Origin of the sequence: Pyramidobacter piscolens W5455 (genome assembly GCF_000177335.1) — a bacterium.
GTDB classification, from domain to species: domain Bacteria; phylum Synergistota; class Synergistia; order Synergistales; family Dethiosulfovibrionaceae; genus Pyramidobacter; species Pyramidobacter piscolens.
In genome coordinates this window covers 75551-95701 of record NZ_ADFP01000051.1, presented here as the reverse complement: position 1 = coordinate 95701, position 20151 = coordinate 75551, and the positions used below count along the sequence as shown (strand labels likewise).

The following is a 20151-nucleotide window of genomic DNA, read 5'->3' as shown; positions in this document are numbered from 1 at the left end:
TTGTCGTCCGTTTGAGGAGGAGCTTTCATGCGCGGAGATTTGGTCTTGCGCCGGATCGGCGGCGCGCTTGTTACGCTGCTGCTTGCTTCCATGATTGCTTCCATGATCGTGTTCGCGCTGGTGCGCTTTGCTCCCGGCGATCCGGTCGATATGGCGCTGGGGCTGGTGTCCAACGATCTTGGCGTCAATACGGAGATGCTCGAAGAACGAAAGGCCGAACTGAGGGAACTGCACGGGCTGAACGACAGCGTCCCCGTTCAGTATCTTCGCTGGCTGAAAAGGCTGGCCGCCCTCGATCTGGGGCGTTCCATGCGGACGGGACGCCCCGTGCTGCGGGAACTGCTCGGCTTGATCCCGGCGACGCTGCTGTTGTCGTCCGCCGCCTTGTTGGTTGAATCGGCGCTTGGATTGTCGCTGGGGCTTTATTCCGCAATCAAGGCCGGCCGATTCCAGGATGGGCTGGTCCGTATGATGTGCGTCGTGATGGCTTCTTTGCCGGCTTTTGTTTTCTCGCTGGTTTTGCTTTTTGTTTTTTCGATCCGGCTGCGCTGGTACGGAATAAGCAGTTACGCGGGATTATCCCGGCTGTGGCTGCCGGCGCTCGCGCTGGGACTGGCCGGCGCGCCGCCGGTCGTGCGCATGGTGCGCGCCGTCATGCTTGCCGAGCTCGGCAAGCTTTATGTCGCGGCGTCGCAGTCCCGCGGATTGCCGCGGAGCCTTATTCTGCGCGGGACGTTTTTGAACGCGCTGCTTCCCGTTATTACAACGCTTGCGCTGTCTTTTGCCCATCTGATCGGCGGTTCCGTCGTCATCGAGAGCATCTTCAACTGGCCGGGGTTGGGGAACTACGCCATGAACAGCGTTTTACTTCATGATTATCCCGCGGTGCAGGGGTATACCGTTTTGACGGTCGCGGCGGTCGTCATGATCAACCTCCTTGTGGAGGTCGCCTATATCGTGGCCGATCCTCGCGTGCGGAAGAGCGGGCGCGAAGCCGGCCTGTCCGGAAAGCGGAGGAACGATGTATGAAAAAGGAAAAACGTTCCGCGAAAATATTTGTGGGAGCGGCGCTGCTGTGCCTCGTCGCCGTATCGGTCGTCGGCGCGCCGCTGCTGGCCGGTTGCGCTCCGGATGCGGCGGACAGCGCGCGGCGCCTGGAGAGTTTCAGCGCGCGCCATCCGTTCGGCACGGATCGTTTCGGCCGGGATATCCTTGCCCGTACGCTTTACGGCGGGCGGGTGACGCTGGTCTCTTCCTTCGCGGCGCTCGGCATGGGGCTGGTGATCGGCGTTCAGCTGGGGATCCTGGCGGGGCTGCACAGCCAAACGGCGTTCGATACGATTCTGATGCGGATCATAGACGTGCTCATGGCGTTTCCGTTCATGGTCTTCGCCATGGTCGTCGCCGCGCTGTGGGGCCCCGGCCTGACGCAGCTTCTGGTTGCGGTGGTCGCCGTCTGGTGGGTGCCGTTTGCCAGAATTTCGCGGAGCGTCGTCCTGCAGATAAAGAACGATCCCAGCGTGCTGGCCGCCAGAGTGCTGGGAGCGTCCGAACCGAGGATCGTTTTCTGCGAGCTTTTGCCCAAAACGATCGGCTCCGTCGCGGTTCTGGCGACCTTTGAGCTGGGAACGCTGATCCTTTCGATTTCCGCTCTTTCCTTTCTGGGGCTGGGCGCGCAGCCGCCTCTGCCCGAGTGGGGCAGCATGCTTTCGGACGCCCGGGCCCATTTTTTCCAACATCCCCACCTGCTGTTCGGCCCCGCCCTTTTCGTCGTCGTTACGGTGCTGGCGCTGAACTTTATCGGCGAGGGCCTGCGCGACGTCATGGATCCTTACGAGGGGGTGCGGCTTTAGACATGGAACGCGCCGTATCGGTAGAAAATCTGGGCGTGGCGTACGGTCGGGGAAAAGGACGGCTTCAGGTGCTGAGACGGCTTTCCTTCTCCCTGCGAAAAGGAGAAACGCTGGCTTTGCTGGGGGAAAGCGGATCGGGCAAAACAACCTGCGGAAAAGCGCTTCTGGGGATGCTGCCTCCCTCGGCCCGGATCGAGAGCGGCGCGCTGCGGATGGGAGACGAGCCGCCTCTGGACTTGGCTTCGCCGCGTTTCGACTGGCGGCCGCTGCGCGGAAAGAGGATCGCCATGATCTATCAGGACGCTCGGCTGGCGCTCAACCCCGTCGAGAGGGTCCGCGCCCATTTTCTCGAGACGCTGCGCTTTCACAAAGCCGGTTCGGAGGAGTCGTTCGAGCGGAAGAGCCGGGAACTGCTGTCGCTTCTGAAGTTCGAAGATCCCGAGCGCGTTCTGGACGCGTATCCGTTCGAACTCAGCGGCGGGATGTGCCAGAGAGTCTATATCGCGCTCATTCTCTGCCTCGAACCGGAGATCCTGATCGCGGACGAACCGACGTCGGCGCTCGACCCCGACAGCCAGCGCGAGGTTCTCGCGCTGCTGAAACAGGTGCAAAAGCGGCTGTCCCTTTCGATTCTGCTGATCACTCACGACATCGCCGTAGCTCGTGAAGCGAGCGACCGCGTGATCATCCTGCGGGACGGGACCGTCGTCGAGGAAGGGGCGACGGAAGAAGTCCTGCTTCGTCCACGGGAGAGCTATACGCAGTCGCTCATAGAAGCAAGAGCGCTGCCGGAAAGAGGACGTCCGCCGAAAGACCGGGCGGGGGAGCCGCCGCTGCTGCGGGTAAGGAACATCTGCAAGTCCTTCGGCAAGAACGGAAATAGAATCGACGTGCTCAAGGAGGCGAGTTTCGACCTGTACAGGGGAGAATCCGTCGGCATCCTGGGTCGCAGCGGCTGCGGAAAATCCACATTGGCCAGATGCGTCGCAGGGTTGGAAAGCGTCGACGGCGGTTCGGTCGTCTGCTGCGGGCGCGACATCACGGATCTGCGCGGGAAGCGCAGAAGATGGGTGTGCGGCAAGATGCAGATGGTGTTCCAGGACGCGCGGGCGAGCCTGAATCCGTCGCGCAGCGCTCTTCAGCTCGTGCAGGAACCGCTGAAGTATCTTGCCGTGGGGACGGAACGGGAGCGAGACGAGAAAGCCCGTTACTATCTGGAACGGGTGGGCATCGATCCGCAGGCGCAGATGCGGCGCGCGCCCCAACTCAGCACCGGCCAGTGTCAGCGCGTCGCGTTGGCGCGGGCGCTGGTCGTCGAGCCGGATATCCTTTTGTGCGACGAAGCGGTTTCCGCGCTGGACGTGATCCTGCAGAAGCAGATACTCGGCCTGCTTTACGAGCTGCAGCGGGCGTTCGGTTTCGCCGTTGTCATGATCTCTCACGACATGAGGATCATTCGGCATTTCTGCCAGCGGGCGGCGATCATGAAAGACGGGAGATTTGCGGAGATTGTGCCGGCGGAACGTCTCGAACCGATCGGGAAGCGAACGTTGGCAAGAAGTTTTGCGGACGGCGAGTCGCACGTTCGTGCGCGTCCGTAAGGCGAAGGGGAGGAGCGCGGTGCGCGATAAAAACCTTGACATGACTCGGGGCGTCATATGGAAAAATTTGCTGGTCTTCTTTCTGCCGATCTTGGCCGGAAATTTCTTTCAGCAGTTTTACACGACCGCGGATGCGGTGATCGTCGGGCAGTTCGTCGGGAAAAACGGTCTGGAGGCCGTGGATTCCGTTTACAGTCTGCTGAAGCTGCCGATCAATTTTTTCGTGGGATTGTCCGGCGGGGCGGCCATCATCATCTCGCAGTTTTTCGGCGCCGGGAAAAAACGGGAGCTTCTCGACGCCGTCCATACGGTCGTCGCCTTCGGCCTCGCCGGCGGAGCGCTCCTGTCCGTGATCGGCGCAGCGACGGCGCCCGCCTGCCTGCGGTGGCTGGACGTTCCCGAGGACATCTTTCCGTTGACGCTGTCGTACGTGCGCATTTACTATGCGGGATTCGTTTTTTCCATGCTCTACAATATCGGGGCCGGGATCCTGCGGGCGGTCGGCAACTCTCAAACGCCTTTTTGCGTCCTTGTCGTCTCTGGCGGCGTCAACGTCGTTCTGGATCTGATCTTCGTCGGGCTGTTTCGTTGGGGCGTTTCGGGCGCGGCGCTGGCTACCGCCGCGGCGCAGATGGTCAGCGCGCTGCTGGTGCTGAACGCCCTGAACGAAAAAAACGGCGTCGGACGGTTTTCCGTTCGACAGGCGCGTTTCCATCGCCCGGCGCTGAGGTCCATCGTTTGTCTGGGGCTTCCCGTGGGGCTGCAGGCGTCGCTTTATCCCGTCGCCAACATGATGATCCAGGGCGCTGCCAATGGGACCGGGACGAACAACATCGCCGCCTGGGCGCTGTGCGGGAAGCTGGATTTCGTGATCTGGCTGGCGGCGGACTCTCTGGCGGCGGCGATATCGACTTTTGTCGCGCAGAATTACGGCGCGGGGCAGTTCGCAAGGGTCCGCCGCGGCGTCCTCGTCGGGCTGGGAATGACGATCAGTCTCGTCGCGGCGCTGAGCGCGGCGCTGTATCTCTGGAACGAGCCGCTGGGCAGGCTGTTCGTCAATCCGTCCGACCACGACGTGATCCCGATCATGGCGGAGCTGATGCGCTTTTTGTCGCCGCTTTATTTTGTCTACGTATTCGGCGAAGTGCGTTCCGCGGCCATCCGCGGCGCGGGGGAGACGTTGCGCCCGATGCTGCTCACTCTCGCCGCGACCTGCGCTTCGCGCGTGCTCTGGATCCTGTTCGTCGTTCCCCGGAACCGCGAACTGCTTACGATCGTCGCGAGTTATCCCGTGTCGTGGGCGCTGACGGCCGTGTTTCCTTCGCGGTCTATTATCGGATTTTCGTGAGAAAACGTTTGATGAGTCCCGCGGAAGAGACGACAGGATCATATTGACGATCGTTTCACAGGGCAAGCGCTGTGGTGAAGCGACAAAGACAAAAAGGAGCGGGGCTCAGGCCCCGCTCCTTTTTGTCTTTAAAACTCTTTACTCGGCGATCTCGACGCCGCGGAAGAAGTCCCAGTTGCGCGGCGAGATGTACATGCCCTTGACGCGCTCGCTGACCATGTAGGGAGTGGAGTAGTAGTTGATGGGCAGCGCGGGCAGATCCTGCATGAGGATGTCCTCGGCCTTGAGCAGATAGCCGATGCGCTTGGCGTGGTCCATTTCGCTCCGGGCCGCCACGACGAGCTTGTCGTATTCGGGGTTGTTGTAGCCGGTGACGTTCTCGGGCGAATCGGAAACGAGAATGTCCATCAGGCTGGCGGGATCGAAGAAGTCGACGAGGTAAGCGTGGCGAGCGATCTGGTAGTTCTTCTGGAAGCGGGTGTTGATGAAGACTTTCCATTCCTCGTTGTACAGCTCGACTTCGATGCCGAGGTTCCTCTTCCACATGGCCTGCAGGGCTTCGGCGATGTTCTTGTTGCCCTCGTTGGTGTTGTACTTGTAGGTCACCTTGGGGAAGCCCTTGCCGTCGGGATAGCCGGCCTCGGCCAACAATTTGCGCGCTTCTTCGGGCTGGGCACGGTTGCTGAAGTAGGATTTGCCGGCGGAACGGAAATCCTTGCCGTCTTCCGGCCCGGGCAGGCCGTAGGGGATGTAGGCGTTGGCCGGAGCCTGGCCGGCCATGGTCACCTTGTCGACGATGCCCTGGCGGTCGACGGCCAGCGCGAAAGCTCTGCGCACGAGCGGGTTGTCGAACGGAGGCTGCGTGACGTTGAAGACGCTGAAACTGACGCCGAGCGTGTTGACGGTCTTGGCCTGGCCGCTCTTGAGCAGCACGGGGATCTGCATGGAAGGCAGCCGCTTGGTGAAGTCGATCTTGCCGCCCTTGAACGCCGCGAGCGCGGTGTTGGGGTCGGTGATCATGACGACGCGCACCTTGTCGATCTTGACGTTCTCGGCGTCCCAGTAGTGGGGATTCTTGACGAGCGTCATTTCGGCGTTGTGCTTCCACTCGGTGAGATAGAAGGGGCCGTTGCAGAGGATCGTGTCGGGCGAGGTCGTCCAATCGCGGGGATGGGCTTCGACGACTTCGGGCTTGGCGGGGAAGAAGATGTGGTAGGACAGGTGGTCGAGCATCAGCGGGTTCTGGTAGGCGAGCTTCAGTTCGAGGGTGGTGTTGTCTATGACCTTGATGCCGACGTCCTCGGCCTTGCACTTGCCGTTGTAAAAGTTTTCGGCGTTGACGATGGGGAAGCCGAGGAAGGCGTAGGGCGAAGCGACGTTGGGATCGACGACGCGCAGCAGTCCGTAGCGGAAGTGTTCGGCCGTCAGCGGCGTGCCGTCGTGCCATTTGAGGCCGTCGCGGAGGTGGAACGTCCAGGTCAGGCCGTCTTCGGAGACGTCCCAGCTCTTGGCCAGCCCCGGTTCGGGCTTGTCCTCAAGGGACACGCGCACCAGACCTTCGAAGAGGTTGTAGATGACGGTGGAGCCGTCGGTGGCGTTGTTCAGCGCCGGATCGATCGTTCTCGGCTCGACGCCGAGGTTGTAAACGAAGACCTTTTCCGCCGCGCACGCGCTCGCGCACAAGGCAAGCGCCGCGGCTGCCGCCAAAATCCAACTGCGTTTTCTCATGACTGAATCCTCCTTACGTATAATGACGCGCACGAAAGATGCGCGGTAAAACCTAATCGTTAACCAGCCAGCAGGCGCACTGGTGCTCGCCGCCGGCGAGCCGCGGGGCTTCGGCGCCGCAGCGGTCGAACGCCCACGGGCAGCGGGTGTGGAACTTGCAGCCCGAAGGCGGATCGATCGGGCTGGGCACTTCGCCGACAAGCTGGATGCGCTTTCTCGCGTCGGATTTGTCGGGATCGGGGACGGGAATGGCCGACAGCAGCGACTGCGTGTAGGGATGGAGCGGATTGGTATAAAGCTCGTTGCTCTCCGCCACTTCGACGATGTTGCCGAGGTACATGACGGCGACGCGGTCGCTGATGTGCTTGACCATCGACAGATCGTGGGCGATGAACAAATACGTCAGCCCCAGATCGCGCTGCAAATCTTCGAGCGTGTTGACGATCTGCGCCTGGATGGACACGTTCAGCGCCGAGATCGGCTCGTCGCAGATGATGCATTCCGGTTCGACGGCCAGCGCGCGGGCGATGCCGATGCGCTGACGCTGCCCGCCCGAGAACTCGTGCGGGTAGCGGTTGGCGTGCTCGCTGTTGAGCCCGACGATGGAAAGCAGGCGGCGCATGCGGTCGATGCGTTCGTCGCGCGGCACGCCGTGGATCACCATCGGCTCGATCACGATGTCGCCGACGGTCATGCGCGGATTGAGCGAAGCGTACGGATCCTGAAAGATCATCTGCAGCTCTTTGCGGTAGGGGATCATTTCTTTCTGCGAAAGGCTCGCCAGCTCGTGCCCCTTCCACTTCACGCTGCCCGAGGTGACGTCGTACAGGCGGATGATCGTGCGCCCGGCGGTCGTCTTGCCGCAGCCGGACTCGCCGACCAGGCCGAGCGTCTCGCCGCGGCGGATGCTGAACGAAACGCCGTCGACGGAGCGCACAACGCCCCTGGGCACGTTGAAGTGTTTGACCAGATCCGTGACTTCGAGAAGGATTTCCTGACCGCCGGTCATCGCGCGTCACCTCCGTGGGGCGCGTGCTGAAGCCAGCACGCGGCTGAATGGCCTTCCTCGACGAACTGCGTTTCGGGCGGGTACTGCAGGCAGACGCGCATCGCCTTGGGACAGCGCAGCGCGTAGGGACAGCCCTTGGGCGGGTTGAGCAGATCGGGCGGCTGCCCTTTGATGGGGACCAGCCGTTCCTTGGTGAGGTTGTCGGGATTGGGCACCGACTTGAGCAGCCCCTGTGTGTACGGATGCGCCGGGTGGTAGAAAATATGGCGCCGCGTCCCCTCCTCGACGATGTGCCCGCTGTACATGACGGCGACGCGGTCGGCCATGCCGGCGATGACGCCGAGATCGTGCGTGATGAGGATGATGGCCGTGTTCCATTTCTTCTGCAGATCCTTCATCAGCTCGAGGATCTGCGCCTGCACGGTCACGTCGAGCGCCGTCGTCGGTTCGTCGGCGATGAGCAGGTCGGGATTGCAGGCCAGCGCCATGGCGATCATCAGGCGCTGGCGCTGCCCGCCGGAGAACTGGTGCGGATACTGGCCGATACGTTCTTCGGCCGGCTCGATGCCGACGTCGTGGAGCAGCTCGATCACGCGCTTTTTCGCCTCGGGCCGATTCATGTGCTTGTGGCGGATCAGCGGCTCGCACAGCTGGTACGAGATGGACAGCACGGGATTGAGGCTGGTCATCGGATCCTGGAAAATCATCGAGATTTTGTTGGCGCGGATGTCCGACATCTGTTTGTAGTTCATCGTCGTCAATTCCTGCCCCTCGAAATTGACCGAACCGGCGACGACCTTGCCCGACGGGCCGAGCAGATGCAGCATCGACAGCATCGTCACGGACTTGCCGCTGCCCGATTCGCCGACGATGCCCAATACTTCCCCCTTGGCGAGCTTCAGCGAGACGCCGCCGACGGCCTTGACCTCGCCGACCGGCGTAAAGAAAGAGGTGTGCAGGTCGCTGATCGTGAGAATGTTTTCCGACATGGAAATCCCCCCTCTCTTTGCCTACTTGCGCAGCCGCGGGTCGAGCGCGTCCCGCAGGCCGTCGCCGAAGAAGTTGAACGCGAGGATCGTCAGCGAGATCGCCATGGCGGGGAAGAACAGCTGATAAGGATAGACCATTAGCGCGTTCATCGCGTCGCTGCTGAGCACTCCCCACGAGGCCATCGGCGCGCTGACGCCCAGCCCGACGAAGCTCAGGAACGCCTCGGCGAAGATCGCCTGCGGGATGCAGAACGTCAGCGTGACGAGGATCGGCCCCATGGCGTTGGGGATCAGGTGCCGCAGCAGCATGCGCGCCGGCGAGGCGCCGATGACGCGCGCCGCGAGCACGAACTCCTCGTTTTTGACGCGCATGATCTCGGCGCGGACGATGCGCGCCATGTTGGTCCAGTAGTTGATGCCCAGCGTGATGAAAATGCTTTTCAGCCCCGGCCCGACCACGACCATCAGCAGAATGACGTAGATCATCGTCGGCACGCTGCGGATCGTGTCGACGATGCGCATCATCACGTCGTCGGTACGGCCGCCCACGAAACCGGAGATGCTGCCGTAGATCACGCCGATCGTCAGGTTGATGAGGCTGGCCATCAGGCCGACGGCCAGGGAGATGCGCGCGCCGTACATGACGCGCACGAACATGTCGCGTCCGAACATGTCGGTGCCGAACGGATGCGCCCACGAGGGGAACTCGTTGGAGATGAGAAAATCCTGTTCGTCGTAGGCGTAGGGCGAAAGCAACGGCCCGAAGATCGCCATCAGAAAGATGCCGACGATCAGGAACAGTCCGAACATCGCCAGCTTGTCGCGTTTGAGGCGCTGCCAGGCGTCCTGCCAGTACGTCTGGCTGGGGCGGATGAACTCCGCCTTGTTTTTCTCCTCCGCGCCGACGAACTCGAACAGCGACGCGTCGTTCAGATCGGGCAGGCGGACCGGTCGCGCTTCCGCGGAAATTTTTTCAGTCATCGTGCCTTCCCCCCTATTTGGCCAGCTTGATGCGCGGATCGATGAAGCCGAGGCAGATGTCGACGAGCAGATTCATGAACACCAGCAGCGCGCTGAAGAAAATCGTCACGCCCATGATCGTCGTGTAGTCGCGGTTCTGGATGCTCGTCACGAAGAACAGGCCCAGGCCGGGAATGCCGAACACCTGCTCGACGACGAAGCTGCCCGTGAGGATGCCCGCGATGAGCGGCCCCAGATAGGTGACGACGGGGATGATCGCGTTGCGCAGCGCGTGGATATACACGACCGTGCGTTCGCGCAGTCCCTTGGAGTAGGCCGTGCGGATGTAATCCTGCTGGATCACTTCGAGCATGCTGGAGCGCGTCAGGCGCGAGATGAACGCCGCCGGATAGCCCGCCAGCGTGATTGCCGGCAGGATCGACGTCGGCAGCCCTTCCCAGAAGCCGACCGTGACGATCCCCCAGCGGTAGGCGAAGAGGTAAACCATCAGCGTCGCGATCACGTAATTCGGTATCGTGATCCCCAGCGTGGCCAGCACCATGGCCGTCTTGTCCTGCCATCGCCCTCGCCGCAGCGCCGAGATGATGCCCGCGGGAATGCCGACCGCCAGCGACAGCAAAATCGCCAGCGAACCGACCAGAGCGGAGGCGGGGAACGAACCGGAGATCAGCTGGTTGACCGTCATGCCCTCGTAGCGGTAAGACGGCCCGAAATCGAAGTGGATCGCGTTCCACAGATAATGTCCGTACTGCTTCCAGAGCGGATCGTTCATGTGGTAGCGTTCGAGGATCTTCTCCATGATTTCCGGCGGGATCACCTTTTCGTCGGTGAACGGGCCGCCCGGAATGGCCCGCATCAGAAAAAACGTCAGCGTAATGATCACGAACAGCGTCAGCAAACTCGTGGATATCCTCTGCAGCACGTACTTCAACATGTGACCGGTCCCCCCTGTATTGTTTCGAAAAATTGCTTGCGCGCGATTTCTTAATAACCACATGTTTTGTCAGAATTTATATAAGAAAGACATCTGAAAGATAAATTTATCTTAGCATGAAGTTTGAGACTTGAGAAGTTCATTCTGCATGGTCAATAAAGAAAATAATGCCTGAATATCATCCATATTGCCGCGATCTGTCGTTTGATCCCGTGGAAAAACTGGAAAACCATCGGACAAAACGGTTCATCGCGAAACGAAAAAAATACCGCCGACGAGAAAAGAGGGACGGGAAACGCGACCTGCGCGTTTCCCGTCCCTCTTTGTGCTATTGTTTGCTCAGTTTCTTTTCATTGACTACGAATTTCAATTTTTTGCGGCGGCCTAGTTTTTGCGGTAGCGGTCCATGACGGCCAGCAGGCGCTCCATGGCGGCGACGGCCTTGTCGTGGTCCTGCGAGAAGTTGATGCGGAACTGGTGCAGGAACTGGGGGCCGAACTCGGTGCCGGGGGTGACGATCACGTCTGCCAGCTCGCGCACGATGCGGATGAAAGCGTGCAGGCGGACGTCGAGCTCGGGGATAGTCACGAAGAGATAGCTGCCGCCGTCGGTGGCCCGGGCGGAAACGCCTTTCGCCGCGGCAAGAACCTTCATGATGTCGTCGCGGATGCGCCGGTGTTCGGCGACGCGGGCGTCCATCCAGCCGGCCGGCTCGTCGAACCACGTGAAGAACACGGCCTGGTTGTAGCCGGGGCAGCGCAGGGCCATGATGGCCTGAAGCTTTTCCATGCGTTCGATCACGTCGGCGCTGCCGAACGCGGCGCCAAGGCGGAAGCCGCTGAGCGACTCGGTCTTGGAGGGGCCGATGATGGTGATCAGGTTGCCGGGGACTTCCTTTTGAGCGGCCAGGTGGGTGTACTTTACGCCCGGATAGACCTGGCGGCTGTAAAGCTCGTCGACGATCAGCGCGGCGCCGTATTTTTTCGCCAGCGCGGCGATGGCGCGGATTTCCTCGCAAGAATAGACGCAGCCCACGGGATTGTTGGGGTTGGAGAAAAGGAACAGCTTCGCGCCGTCCCGAAACGCCTTTTCCAGCGCGGCGAGGTCGAGGCCGGCCTTGCCGGAAACGTTCGCGTAATCCATCTGAACGGGGACCAGCTCGCCGCCGAAGAACTCGACCATCTTGCGGTTGGCGAAGTAGTCGGGCTCGATGATGGCGACTTTGTCGCCGGGCATCACGTTCGCGCCCATGGCGAGGAACAGGGCGCCCTGCGTGCCGGGCGTGAGGATCAGATTCTGCGCCGGGTCGATCTTCGCGCCGTTGAAGGCCGAAAGCTTTTCCGCCACGTGTTCGAGCACGGTCTTGCGGCCGCGGTACGGCGTGTAAGCCTGAGCGCCGCCCTCGAAGAAACCGTGGGAGAACACCTCGAAGCTGCCGGGCGTAGGCAGGTGGGCGTCGACGTCGCCGTGAGAGAAATCGACGCGCGGGCCTGCCAGCTTTTCGCCGCGCAGGTCGAGCCGTTCGGACTTCTGCAGGCTTTCCTGGCCGGGCGCGTTATCGATGCCGAGCATGGCAAACTTTTCAACGATATTCATGAGGAATGCCGCCTTTCGTCGTAATGGTGCAGGATGAGGAATCGATATGGACTTATTCTAAATCGGCGCGGCGGAAAAAATCCAATAGCCAGTCGCGCATGGAAATGTGTTCGGAATGGAATGCCCTGGCGTTCACCGGGCTTCCGGGCAGCTTTTGAGATGGGTGACAAAACTCTTCTGCCGTTCGCTGGCGAGGGCCCGGTCGTTGAAGATCACCCGGATCCGTCGCTGCGTGTCGGGATGGTCGAGGCGGTACAGGCAGAGATCCGGCGAAAAACCGGCGCAGCAGGGGATGGAGGCGCGGATGAACGCCACGCCAAGCCCCGCCTCGGCCAGACGGTAAGCCGTGAGCAGCTGGTCCAGCTCCATCACGATCTGCGGCTCGAAGCCGGCATCGTGACAGATTTTCAGCCCGCGGGCGCGGATGTCGTTGCCCGGCTTGAGGAGCAGAAAGCGCTCGCCGGCGAAGGCCCCGATCGACACGCAGGGAGCGTCCTCGTTGACCAGACCGTCGCGGAGGTCGCTCTCGTCGAGGGCGAGATCCCGCAGCCGGGCGTTGATCGGATTGGCGCGCGGCACCGCAAGGACGATGGACTCGTTTTTCAGGACAAAGGATTGCAGATCGGCGGGCATGTTTTCTTCGACTGTCAGGCCGAGGTCGAGCACGCCGGCGCGAAGCAGCTCGCGCAACTCGGCGTCGTTGGTCTCGATGAGCTTGGCGGAGAAACCGGGATGTTCCATCTGAAACGACGCCACGAGCGGCGGCAGCACATAGGTGCAGAAGAACGACGGCGCGCCGATGACGAGATCAGCCTTCTTTTGACGGCGCAGGCTTTCGCAGTATTTCTCGAGCTCGTTCCGCACCTGTTCGAGGCGGCGGAAGTACTCGATGAAGCGCTGTCCTTCGGGCGTGATGCGGAGCGGCGAAGAGCCGCGGTCGAAGATGGCGGCGCCGAGATTTTTTTCCACCTTGCGCACGATCTTGCTGAGCGCCGGCTGGGAGATATAGTTTTTCTCCGCGGCGCGCGTGAAGCTCAACTCCTCGCCGACGGCGAGGATCATGGCGATTTCCCGAAACTCGACCGGCTCCATTCTCCGAATCTCCTTCCCGTTTCGTGATCAGACTCAGTTTATCATGAAACGTCCGGCGCGGACGAAAAAGATTTCCGCGCGCCGCCGACGTGAATTTACTTTCCAGTGAAACGGAGTACAATACAGAGACAGCGGCGCCATCCCGTCGGGGCGGCGCCGCTGTCTGCCAAAGCGCGGGCGGAAAACGTCGGCCGCCCGCGGAGAACGTCGTGAAGAGAACTCTGCGAGGAGATCATGAAAAAATTCCTTGAACTGCTGGCGCCCGCCGGAACGTGGGAAGCCCTTGAAGCGGCGGTGAACGCCGGGGCCGACGCCGTGTATCTGGGCGGCAAGGCCTTCGGCGCGCGCGCTTACGCCGACAATTTCGACCGCGACGAGCTGAGCCGCGCCGTGCGTTTTGCGCATTTGCACGGCGCGCGCCTGTTTGTGACGGTGAACACGCTCGCGGACGATCGGGAGATGCGCGAGCTGGCGGATTACCTGGCTTTTCTGAGCAACGCCGGCGTGGACGCCATCATCGTGCAGGACCTCGGCGTTTTGCGTCTGGCCCGCCTCGTCGCGTCGGAACTGCCGCGGCACGCCAGCACCCAGATGACGATCACCAATTCGGCCGGAGCGCGCTTCGCCGGGGACTGCGGCATGGTCCGCGCCGTGCCGGCCCGCGAGCTTTCGCTCGCCGACCTCCGGGCCGCCGCGGCTGAAGGCGTTGAGATCGAAGCCTTCATCCACGGCGCGCTGTGTGTCTGTTACTCCGGCCAGTGTCTGATGAGCAGCCTGATCGGCGGCCGCAGCGGCAACCGCGGGCGCTGCGCCCAGCCCTGCCGCATGCCCTACGCGCTCACTGACCGCGAAGGCAGAAATCTGCTGGGCGGCTCCGCCGGCGCGTATCTGCTCAGCCCCTGCGACCTGAACACGCTCGACGTGCTGCCGCAGATGATCGAAGCGGGCGTCTGCTCCTTCAAAATCGAAGGGCGCATGAAGCGTCCCGAGTACGTGGCCGTGGTCGTCGACGCGTACCGCCGTGCCATCGACGGCTGCCTGGCCGGGAACTGCCGCGTGCCGGAACGCGACCGCGCCGCCGTCGAACAGATTTTTAACCGCGGCTTTACGACGGCGTACCTGACGGGACGACCGGGACGGAAGATGATCAGCGATTCCCGCCCCGACAACCGCGGCGTGTTCGTCGGCCGCGTCGAGTCGCTGCGGCGCGGCCGCGCCGCAATCAGGCTGGAGAAGGAACTGCGCTGCGGCGACGGACTCGAATTCGCGGGCAAGGGCGGAAGCGGCGCCGGTACGACCGTGGCTTCTCTGACCGTCGGCGGGCGCAAAGTCGAATGCGCGCCGGCCGGCGCTCTGGCCGAGATCGACGTTCCCCCCGGCGTGCGTCGGAACGCGCCCGTGTTCCGCACGCTGGACAAAAAGCTGATGGAATACGCCGCCACGTTCTACGGCGAAAAGAACAAACGGCGCGTGCCCGTGAACGTCAGAATTTCGGCGACCGTCGGTCGTCCGCTGGAAGTCGAATTCAGCGACGGCGAAGGGCACACGGGAACGGGGCGCACAAGCTTCCTCGCCGAGGCGGCCCGCGCGCGGCCGCTTGACGAAACGTCGCTGCGCCGTCAGCTCGAACGCCTCGGCGCGACGGAATACGTTCTGAACGGACTGGAACTGGCGGTCGAGGGCGAACTGATGGTTCCCGCCGGCGAGATCAACGAAGCCCGCCGTCAGGCCTGCGAAGCGCTGGACCGGGCGCGGCTCGACGATTTTCTGCCGCCGCGCCGCCCCGTGGAGAAAACGGCGGCGCTGGCGCTGCTCGAACGCGAAAACGCCGATCTGAAAAAATTGGCCGCCGCGCGCCCCGCGGGAAAAACACGGCTTTCCGTGTGGACCGACCGACTCGACGGCGTGCGGGCGGCGCTCGACGGCGGCGCCGACTGGGTGATCTTCGGCGGCGACCGTTACTTCAGCCACGACGCGAGCTTTGCCGACTGCGCCGCCGCGGTCGAACTGGTTCACGCCGCCGGCCGCCGCGCCGCGATCGGCACGCCGCGCATCGTCGCGGAACCGCAGCTGCGCCTCTTTAAAGACTTTCTCCGCCAGACGCGGGAAAGCGGCGCCGACCAACTCAACGTTCACAATCTCGGCCTCTGGCAGCTGGCGCGCGAAATGGAACTGAAAATCCCCCTGTGGGCCGATATGAGCCTGAATGTTTACAACAGCCAGAGTCTGCTCTTCTGGCACGAACAGGGAGCCGCCGGCGCCACTCCGTCGATCGAATTGAACCTGACCCAGCTCCGCCGTTTGGCCGGCGTCAGCCCGCTGCCGCTGGAATGCCTCGCGCAGGGGCCGATCGAAATGATGGTGTCGGAGTACGACGTCGGCGACAGCTTCCTCGGCGGCAGGGAACGCGGGGAGATTTATCTGCGCGACCGCACGCGCGCGGCCTTCCGCCTCGCCCGCGACCAGTTCGGCCGCATGCACGTGCTCAACTCCCAAGATCTCTGCGTCCTCGACCTCGTGCCGCGGCTGCGGGAATTCGGCGTCGCCCGCCTGCGCATCGACGCCCGAACCTATCGCCCCGACGAGATCCGCCGCCTGACCGCTCTGTACCGCCAGGCCATTTCCGGCGCGCTCAAGGATCCGCAAAACCTTCCCCACACCACCCGCGGCCACTACAACCGCGGCGCGATGTGAAAACGCAAATCATAACCACCGGCCGTGCCGGTGGTTTGCGCAAGCCCCCCTGGGGCATCTTCCAGGCCGAGCCTATAGGCTCGGCGAAAAATCCGTCAGCCGCGCACCTCTCACGAGCCGCTTTTGGCGAAGGGAATCGCCTGTTTACCGAATTCAAAGGCGCACTGACCGAAAACTTTGTGCTTCAGACCTTGGTCACCCAGTTTGAAGTTGTTCCCCGGTATTGGAGCCAGGATAATCCTCCTTATTGCTATTGACAATTATATTTGAGAGTATATGATTACATCAAGAAATAAAAGAGGGTGTATCTTAGCTCATAAGTGGTTCGCTGCTGGTCATGCGAATGATAAATAGACCATAAAACAGTTTCCCGCTTCTGACCATGCGGAATATAAATAGGTCATGAAAAAGGTTGGCCCTTTGCATTAGTGCAAGGGGCCAATATTATAGGAGTGTTTTATGAAAATTGCAGAGGGGGATTTTTGTTTCGTTTCTGATGAGTTTTTCACAAAGGTTAAAGACCCTTATCTGAAAAATCAACTATGCAGATACAAAAAGACCACATTATTTTGCCATTCATGATAATAAAACTGGCCTGTTTGGGTTAGTTCCTTGTAGGTTCTAAGCTTGAAAAATATGAGCGGATAATTCAAAACAGGCAAAAACAGCATAAACCCAATGATACCGTCAAAGTTGTAAAAATATTTGGAAAAATCAAGTGCTGCTTTTTCAAAATATGTTTCCTGTTGCAGAATACTATATTGAAAATCTTTATATTAAAGGCGGACAAGTGGTTAGAATTGCTAATCCTAAAACTATCTCCGACTTACAAAAAAATGCGCATAAAGTGATTTCTTTGTTGCGCCGGGGAATAAAATTTACACCAACGCAGCCAGATGCAATGAGAATAGAAAAATTGATGTCTGAGCTGACCGAATGTGATTGTAAAGAGCAGCGTATATAAGCTGCTTTTTTTTGTTGATGATATATTATTGTTGCTATATATAAGTGATGGAAATTTTCGCGGTTGTTCACTTTGAGATAATTCACATCTTCTTGTGAAGTCTTATGATAGATATGTTGTTTAGATTATTTTTGGCATGTAACGATCTTTTAGTTTGTGATATAGATATTTGCTATGTTTAAGTAGGTCGTGTTCATATTGTTTCTTGATAAAAAGCATTAACATAGTTTGCAGGACGCTGTGGGGAAGTTTATGCGATCAGAATCAACAAGACCTCTGCGCAGACCGCGCCGCCGTCTGCGGGCGACGCCGCCGGTGCTTGACTGAGGGGGCACAAACGCAGGATGAGCCGCTTGATGACGCAACGCTTGCTCGTTCCCTCACGTTGAGATGCGCCTTCAAAGAAGTCGAGATTGAAATAGTGCATTGTATTGACAGCGCACATTCATTGAACTATAATTTGAGGCAAAAAGGAGCTGATGATCATGGCGACAACCAACGTCACCGTAAGAATGGACGAAAATCTGAAAGCCGATTTCGAAGAAATGCTCGCCGACTTCGGGCTGAATACGTCGGTGGCCATTAACATCTTCGCGCGCCAAGTCGTGTACGAGCGGCGGATCCCGTTCGTGATTGCGCGCGACCGCCCCAACGCCGCGACGCGTGCGGCCATGGAAGACGCCCGCGCGCGCCGCGGCCTGAGCAAGACCTTCTCGTCCGTGAAAGACCTGATGGCCGATCTCGATGCTTAACCTCAGATATCAGTCGGCCTTCAAGCGCGACTACAAGCGTATCCGCAAACGGGGGTACGATGTTCAGCGGCTGGAAAGCATCATCGAGATGCTCGCCAAAGAGCAGGTGCTCCCCGAGGAGTGCCGCGACCACGATTTGGGCGGCACTTGGTCGGGGTTCCGCGAGTGCCATATCGAGCCGGACTGGCTGCTCGTCTACACCATCGACCATAACGATTTGGTCTTGGTCCTCAGCCGTACCGGTTCGCACAGCGATCTGTTCGGATAATCACAAGGAACCACTGATTAAATCGCCAATGAGAGAGTCGGTGGGAAAAATTTTCTGGCTGTGGTGCATAACTGTCTCCGTTTGCCGGAGACGCTGCCTTCCAACCGCAGTTTGAGGGCATAGTTCGCCTAAAGAATGAACTCTCCCTTTGACTATCAAGCTCTTCGCTTGGAAGTCAAGTGGCCGTTTCCGTTTTTGGAGGGAAATAATCAGCGGCTCCTTAACGTTTTTTAACGCGGCTCTGCGTTGGATAAAACAATTCTAGCGCAGAAAATGTGTTAAAATCGCGTTGGCTCTGCGCTGGAATTGCGATGAAGGCTGAAATGCTGCCCCATAAAGAAACGCTGACAGTGGAGTTCAAAAGATCAAACGGTAAAAACAAGGCGCCACAACGCTTATTAAAACGTTGTGGCGCCTTGTTCATATTGTCGTGTCGCCGGCTTTATCGCCTCTCCGCGTTCGGCGTCATTCACCCGTTCGATCACCGAAGCCGAGCTGTTGCTCAGATCGTCGGCGATCACCACGCCGTGCCCCGCCGCGATCAATTCGACCGCCGTATGCGACCCGATAAACCCGGCCCCGCCGGTAAGGAGATCGTTCCTGTTCGTTTCCTCCTGTAAAAGATCGTCAGCCGCCACACATCACGCGAATTCTAGCCTCTGCTATAAAATTATACACTAAAACAATTATGCGATGATTGTTGCTTTTTTTCGTTGAACAGAATACAATAATTATGTGATATTAATACACGTAAACACTAATAATAATGTGAGGCGTGCGGCATATGGAACGATTAATTTTAAAACGATTGCTGGAATGGAAGCGTTCACCTTATCGTAAACCCCTAGTCCTAAAAGGTGTTCGCCAAGTGGGGAAGACATGGATTCTCAAGGAATTTGGCACACGATACTATGAAAACGCTGCTTACTTCAATTTCGACGAGAACGAAGAATACAAACAGTTCTTTGAAACGACAAAGGACGTTGATCGTATCTTGCAAAATTTGATGCTGGCCAGTGGTCAGAAGATTACGCCTGAAAAGACCCTCATCATTTTTGACGAGGTACAAGACTGCCCCAAGGTCATCAATTCCATGAAATATTTCTGCGAGAATGCGCCGCAGTATCACATTGCCTGTGCCGGTTCTCTGCTGGGGATCGCCTTGGCTAAACCTTCATCGTTCCCTGTGGGTAAGGTCAACTTTATGCAGATTGATCCCATGACCTTTGCAGAGTTCCTGCTCGCCAACGGCGACGAGAATTTAGCGAGGTACCTGGAGAGCGTGAACGTTATTGAGCCAGTTCCTGACGCTTTCTTTAATCCTCTTTATGAAAAACTCAAAATGTACTACGTGACCGGCGGCATGCCGGAATCTGTTCTGATGTGGACAGAAGCGCGAGATGTATCCGCTATGCAGGAAGCCCTGTCCTGGATCATCGGCGCTTACGAACGGGACTTTGCCAAACATCCTAATATCAATGAGTTTCCGAAGATCTCCATGATCTGGAAGTCCATACCGTCCCAGCTGGCAAGGGAAAACAAGAAATTCATCTACAAGGTTGTCAAAGAGGGCGCAAGAGCCCGTGAATACGAGGATGCCCTGCAATGGCTGGTAGATGCCCGTCTGGTGCACAAGGTCTATCGCAGTTCCGCCCCTGGCCTGCCTGTGGCTGCTTACGACGACCTCTCCGCCTTTAAGATTTATTTGGTCGATGTGGGGCTGCTTCGCCGTCTTGCGCAGCTGGCTCCTACGGCCTTTGGCGAAGGCAATCGCCTGTTCACCGAGTTCAAAGGCGCACTGACCGAGAACTTTGTGCTTCAGACCTTGGTCACCCAGTTTGAAGTTGTTCCCCGGTATTGGAGCCAGAACAATCCTCCTTATGAGGTGGATTTCCTCGTTCAAAGAGAAAATGACGTTTTCCCTGTGGAGGTCAAATCCGAGGCCAACACGGCCGGCAAGAGCCTCAAGAAATTCAAGGAACTGTTCCCGGATCAGGTGAAGCTCCGTGTGCGGTTCTCTCTGGATAATCTGAAACTGGACGACGATATGCTGAATATCCCGCTGTTCATGGCAGACCAAACGGATCGGCTGATTGGACTGGCATTGGAACAGCGCCGGAGTTCATAAGCGTAATGAACTCTATGGAAAATCGTGGATGTCCAATGCCTGCAGGCGGAATAGAATTATCTAAAGACCGCAGGTTAGAGAGCGCCAATGTCAATAATAGTATCGATTATGTATTTTAATTGAAAATCAGCATCAGCGTAACTTAGCCGCTTGATCACCAAAGTCAAGCTGTTTACCGGATCGTCGGCGATCACCACCCCGTGCCCCGCCGCGA

General features: G+C 59.2%; 17 protein-coding genes. 9 read left to right on the top strand and 8 right to left on the bottom strand.

The genetic code is table 11. The annotated features are described in order from the left end of the window. The first annotated feature begins 27 nt into the window (after window positions 1–27). Genes HMPREF7215_RS04795 through HMPREF7215_RS04780 form a run of 4 tightly spaced genes read left to right on the top strand, consistent with a single transcriptional unit; the run spans window position 28 to window position 4802 of the window. Window positions 28–1029 (top strand): ABC transporter permease, encoded by a 1002-nt coding sequence (locus tag HMPREF7215_RS04795; protein WP_009164550.1) that lies wholly within the window; start codon window positions 28–30, stop codon window positions 1027–1029. Then, entirely contained in the window at window positions 1026–1853 is an 828-nt protein-coding gene (locus HMPREF7215_RS04790) for an ABC transporter permease (protein WP_009164549.1), read from the top strand. The genes HMPREF7215_RS04795 and HMPREF7215_RS04790 overlap by 4 nt, the downstream gene beginning before the upstream one ends. Window positions 1854–1855: 2 nt before the next feature. Next, a complete protein-coding gene (locus HMPREF7215_RS04785) occupies window positions 1856–3454 on the top strand; it encodes an ABC transporter ATP-binding protein (RefSeq protein ID WP_009164548.1) in 1599 nt (532 codons plus the stop codon). A gap of 19 nt (window positions 3455–3473) precedes the next feature. Continuing rightward, window positions 3474–4802, top strand: a complete 1329-nt coding sequence (locus HMPREF7215_RS04780) for an MATE family efflux transporter (protein ID WP_009164547.1) — start codon at window positions 3474–3476, stop codon at window positions 4800–4802. A 138-nt stretch (window positions 4803–4940) separates the two neighbouring features. On the opposite strand, the gene HMPREF7215_RS04775 is transcribed toward HMPREF7215_RS04780, so the two are convergent. The 7 genes from HMPREF7215_RS04775 to HMPREF7215_RS04745 all read right to left on the bottom strand — a co-directional run bounded on the left by HMPREF7215_RS04775 (window position 4941) and on the right by HMPREF7215_RS04745 (window position 13131). Next, window positions 4941–6530 (bottom strand): peptide ABC transporter substrate-binding protein, encoded by a 1590-nt coding sequence (locus tag HMPREF7215_RS04775; protein WP_009164546.1) that lies wholly within the window; start codon window positions 6528–6530, stop codon window positions 4941–4943. 52 nt (window positions 6531–6582) lie between these two features. Beyond that, window positions 6583–7539: an ABC transporter ATP-binding protein gene (locus HMPREF7215_RS04770; RefSeq protein WP_009164545.1), complete on the bottom strand. Its 957-nt coding sequence runs from the start codon at window positions 7537–7539 to the stop codon at window positions 6583–6585. Continuing rightward, on the bottom strand, window positions 7536–8528 hold the full coding sequence (locus HMPREF7215_RS04765) for an ABC transporter ATP-binding protein (RefSeq protein WP_009164544.1): 993 nt from the start codon (window positions 8526–8528) through the stop codon (window positions 7536–7538). The genes HMPREF7215_RS04770 and HMPREF7215_RS04765 overlap by 4 nt, the downstream gene beginning before the upstream one ends. 21 nt (window positions 8529–8549) lie before the next feature. Next, the gene (locus HMPREF7215_RS04760; protein WP_009164543.1) at window positions 8550–9509 is read right to left on the bottom strand and encodes an ABC transporter permease; all 960 of its coding nucleotides are present in this window, start codon (window positions 9507–9509) and stop codon (window positions 8550–8552) included. A 13-nt stretch (window positions 9510–9522) separates the two neighbouring features. Further along, entirely contained in the window at window positions 9523–10443 is a 921-nt protein-coding gene (locus HMPREF7215_RS04755) for an ABC transporter permease (protein WP_009164542.1), read from the bottom strand. A 384-nt stretch (window positions 10444–10827) separates the two neighbouring features. Beyond that, entirely contained in the window at window positions 10828–12039 is a 1212-nt protein-coding gene (locus tag HMPREF7215_RS04750; RefSeq protein WP_009164540.1) for a pyridoxal phosphate-dependent aminotransferase, read from the bottom strand. A 132-nt stretch (window positions 12040–12171) separates the two neighbouring features. Next, window positions 12172–13131 (bottom strand): LysR family transcriptional regulator, encoded by a 960-nt coding sequence (locus HMPREF7215_RS04745; RefSeq protein WP_009164538.1) that lies wholly within the window; start codon window positions 13129–13131, stop codon window positions 12172–12174. 234 nt (window positions 13132–13365) lie between these two features. Between HMPREF7215_RS04745 and HMPREF7215_RS04740 the strand changes: the two genes are divergently transcribed. The 4 genes from HMPREF7215_RS04740 to HMPREF7215_RS04730 all read left to right on the top strand — a co-directional run bounded on the left by HMPREF7215_RS04740 (window position 13366) and on the right by HMPREF7215_RS04730 (window position 17809). Continuing rightward, window positions 13366–15825 carry a U32 family peptidase gene (locus HMPREF7215_RS04740; protein ID WP_009164537.1) on the top strand — a complete coding sequence of 820 codons (2460 nt, stop codon included), beginning with the start codon at window positions 13366–13368 and terminating at the stop codon, window positions 15823–15825. 718 nt (window positions 15826–16543) lie between these two features. Beyond that, entirely contained in the window at window positions 16544–16789 is a 246-nt protein-coding gene (locus HMPREF7215_RS13135; protein ID WP_009164534.1) for a hypothetical protein, read from the top strand. A 485-nt stretch (window positions 16790–17274) separates the two neighbouring features. Next, a complete protein-coding gene (locus tag HMPREF7215_RS04735) occupies window positions 17275–17541 on the top strand; it encodes a type II toxin-antitoxin system RelB/DinJ family antitoxin (RefSeq protein ID WP_040550473.1) in 267 nt (88 codons plus the stop codon). Beyond that, entirely contained in the window at window positions 17534–17809 is a 276-nt protein-coding gene (locus HMPREF7215_RS04730) for a type II toxin-antitoxin system YafQ family toxin (protein ID WP_009164532.1), read from the top strand. The genes HMPREF7215_RS04735 and HMPREF7215_RS04730 overlap by 8 nt, the downstream gene beginning before the upstream one ends. A gap of 398 nt (window positions 17810–18207) precedes the next feature. Here the strand turns inward: HMPREF7215_RS04730 and HMPREF7215_RS13905 are convergent, their stop codons facing one another. After that, window positions 18208–18447 carry an NAD-dependent epimerase/dehydratase family protein gene (locus tag HMPREF7215_RS13905; RefSeq protein ID WP_040550471.1) on the bottom strand — a complete coding sequence of 80 codons (240 nt, stop codon included), beginning with the start codon at window positions 18445–18447 and terminating at the stop codon, window positions 18208–18210. 146 nt (window positions 18448–18593) lie between these two features. Here HMPREF7215_RS13905 and HMPREF7215_RS04720 point away from each other — a divergent pair, with 146 nt between their 5' ends. Continuing rightward, window positions 18594–19937: an ATP-binding protein gene (locus tag HMPREF7215_RS04720; RefSeq protein ID WP_040550469.1), complete on the top strand. Its 1344-nt coding sequence runs from the start codon at window positions 18594–18596 to the stop codon at window positions 19935–19937. Window positions 19938–20151: the final 214 nt, after the last annotated feature.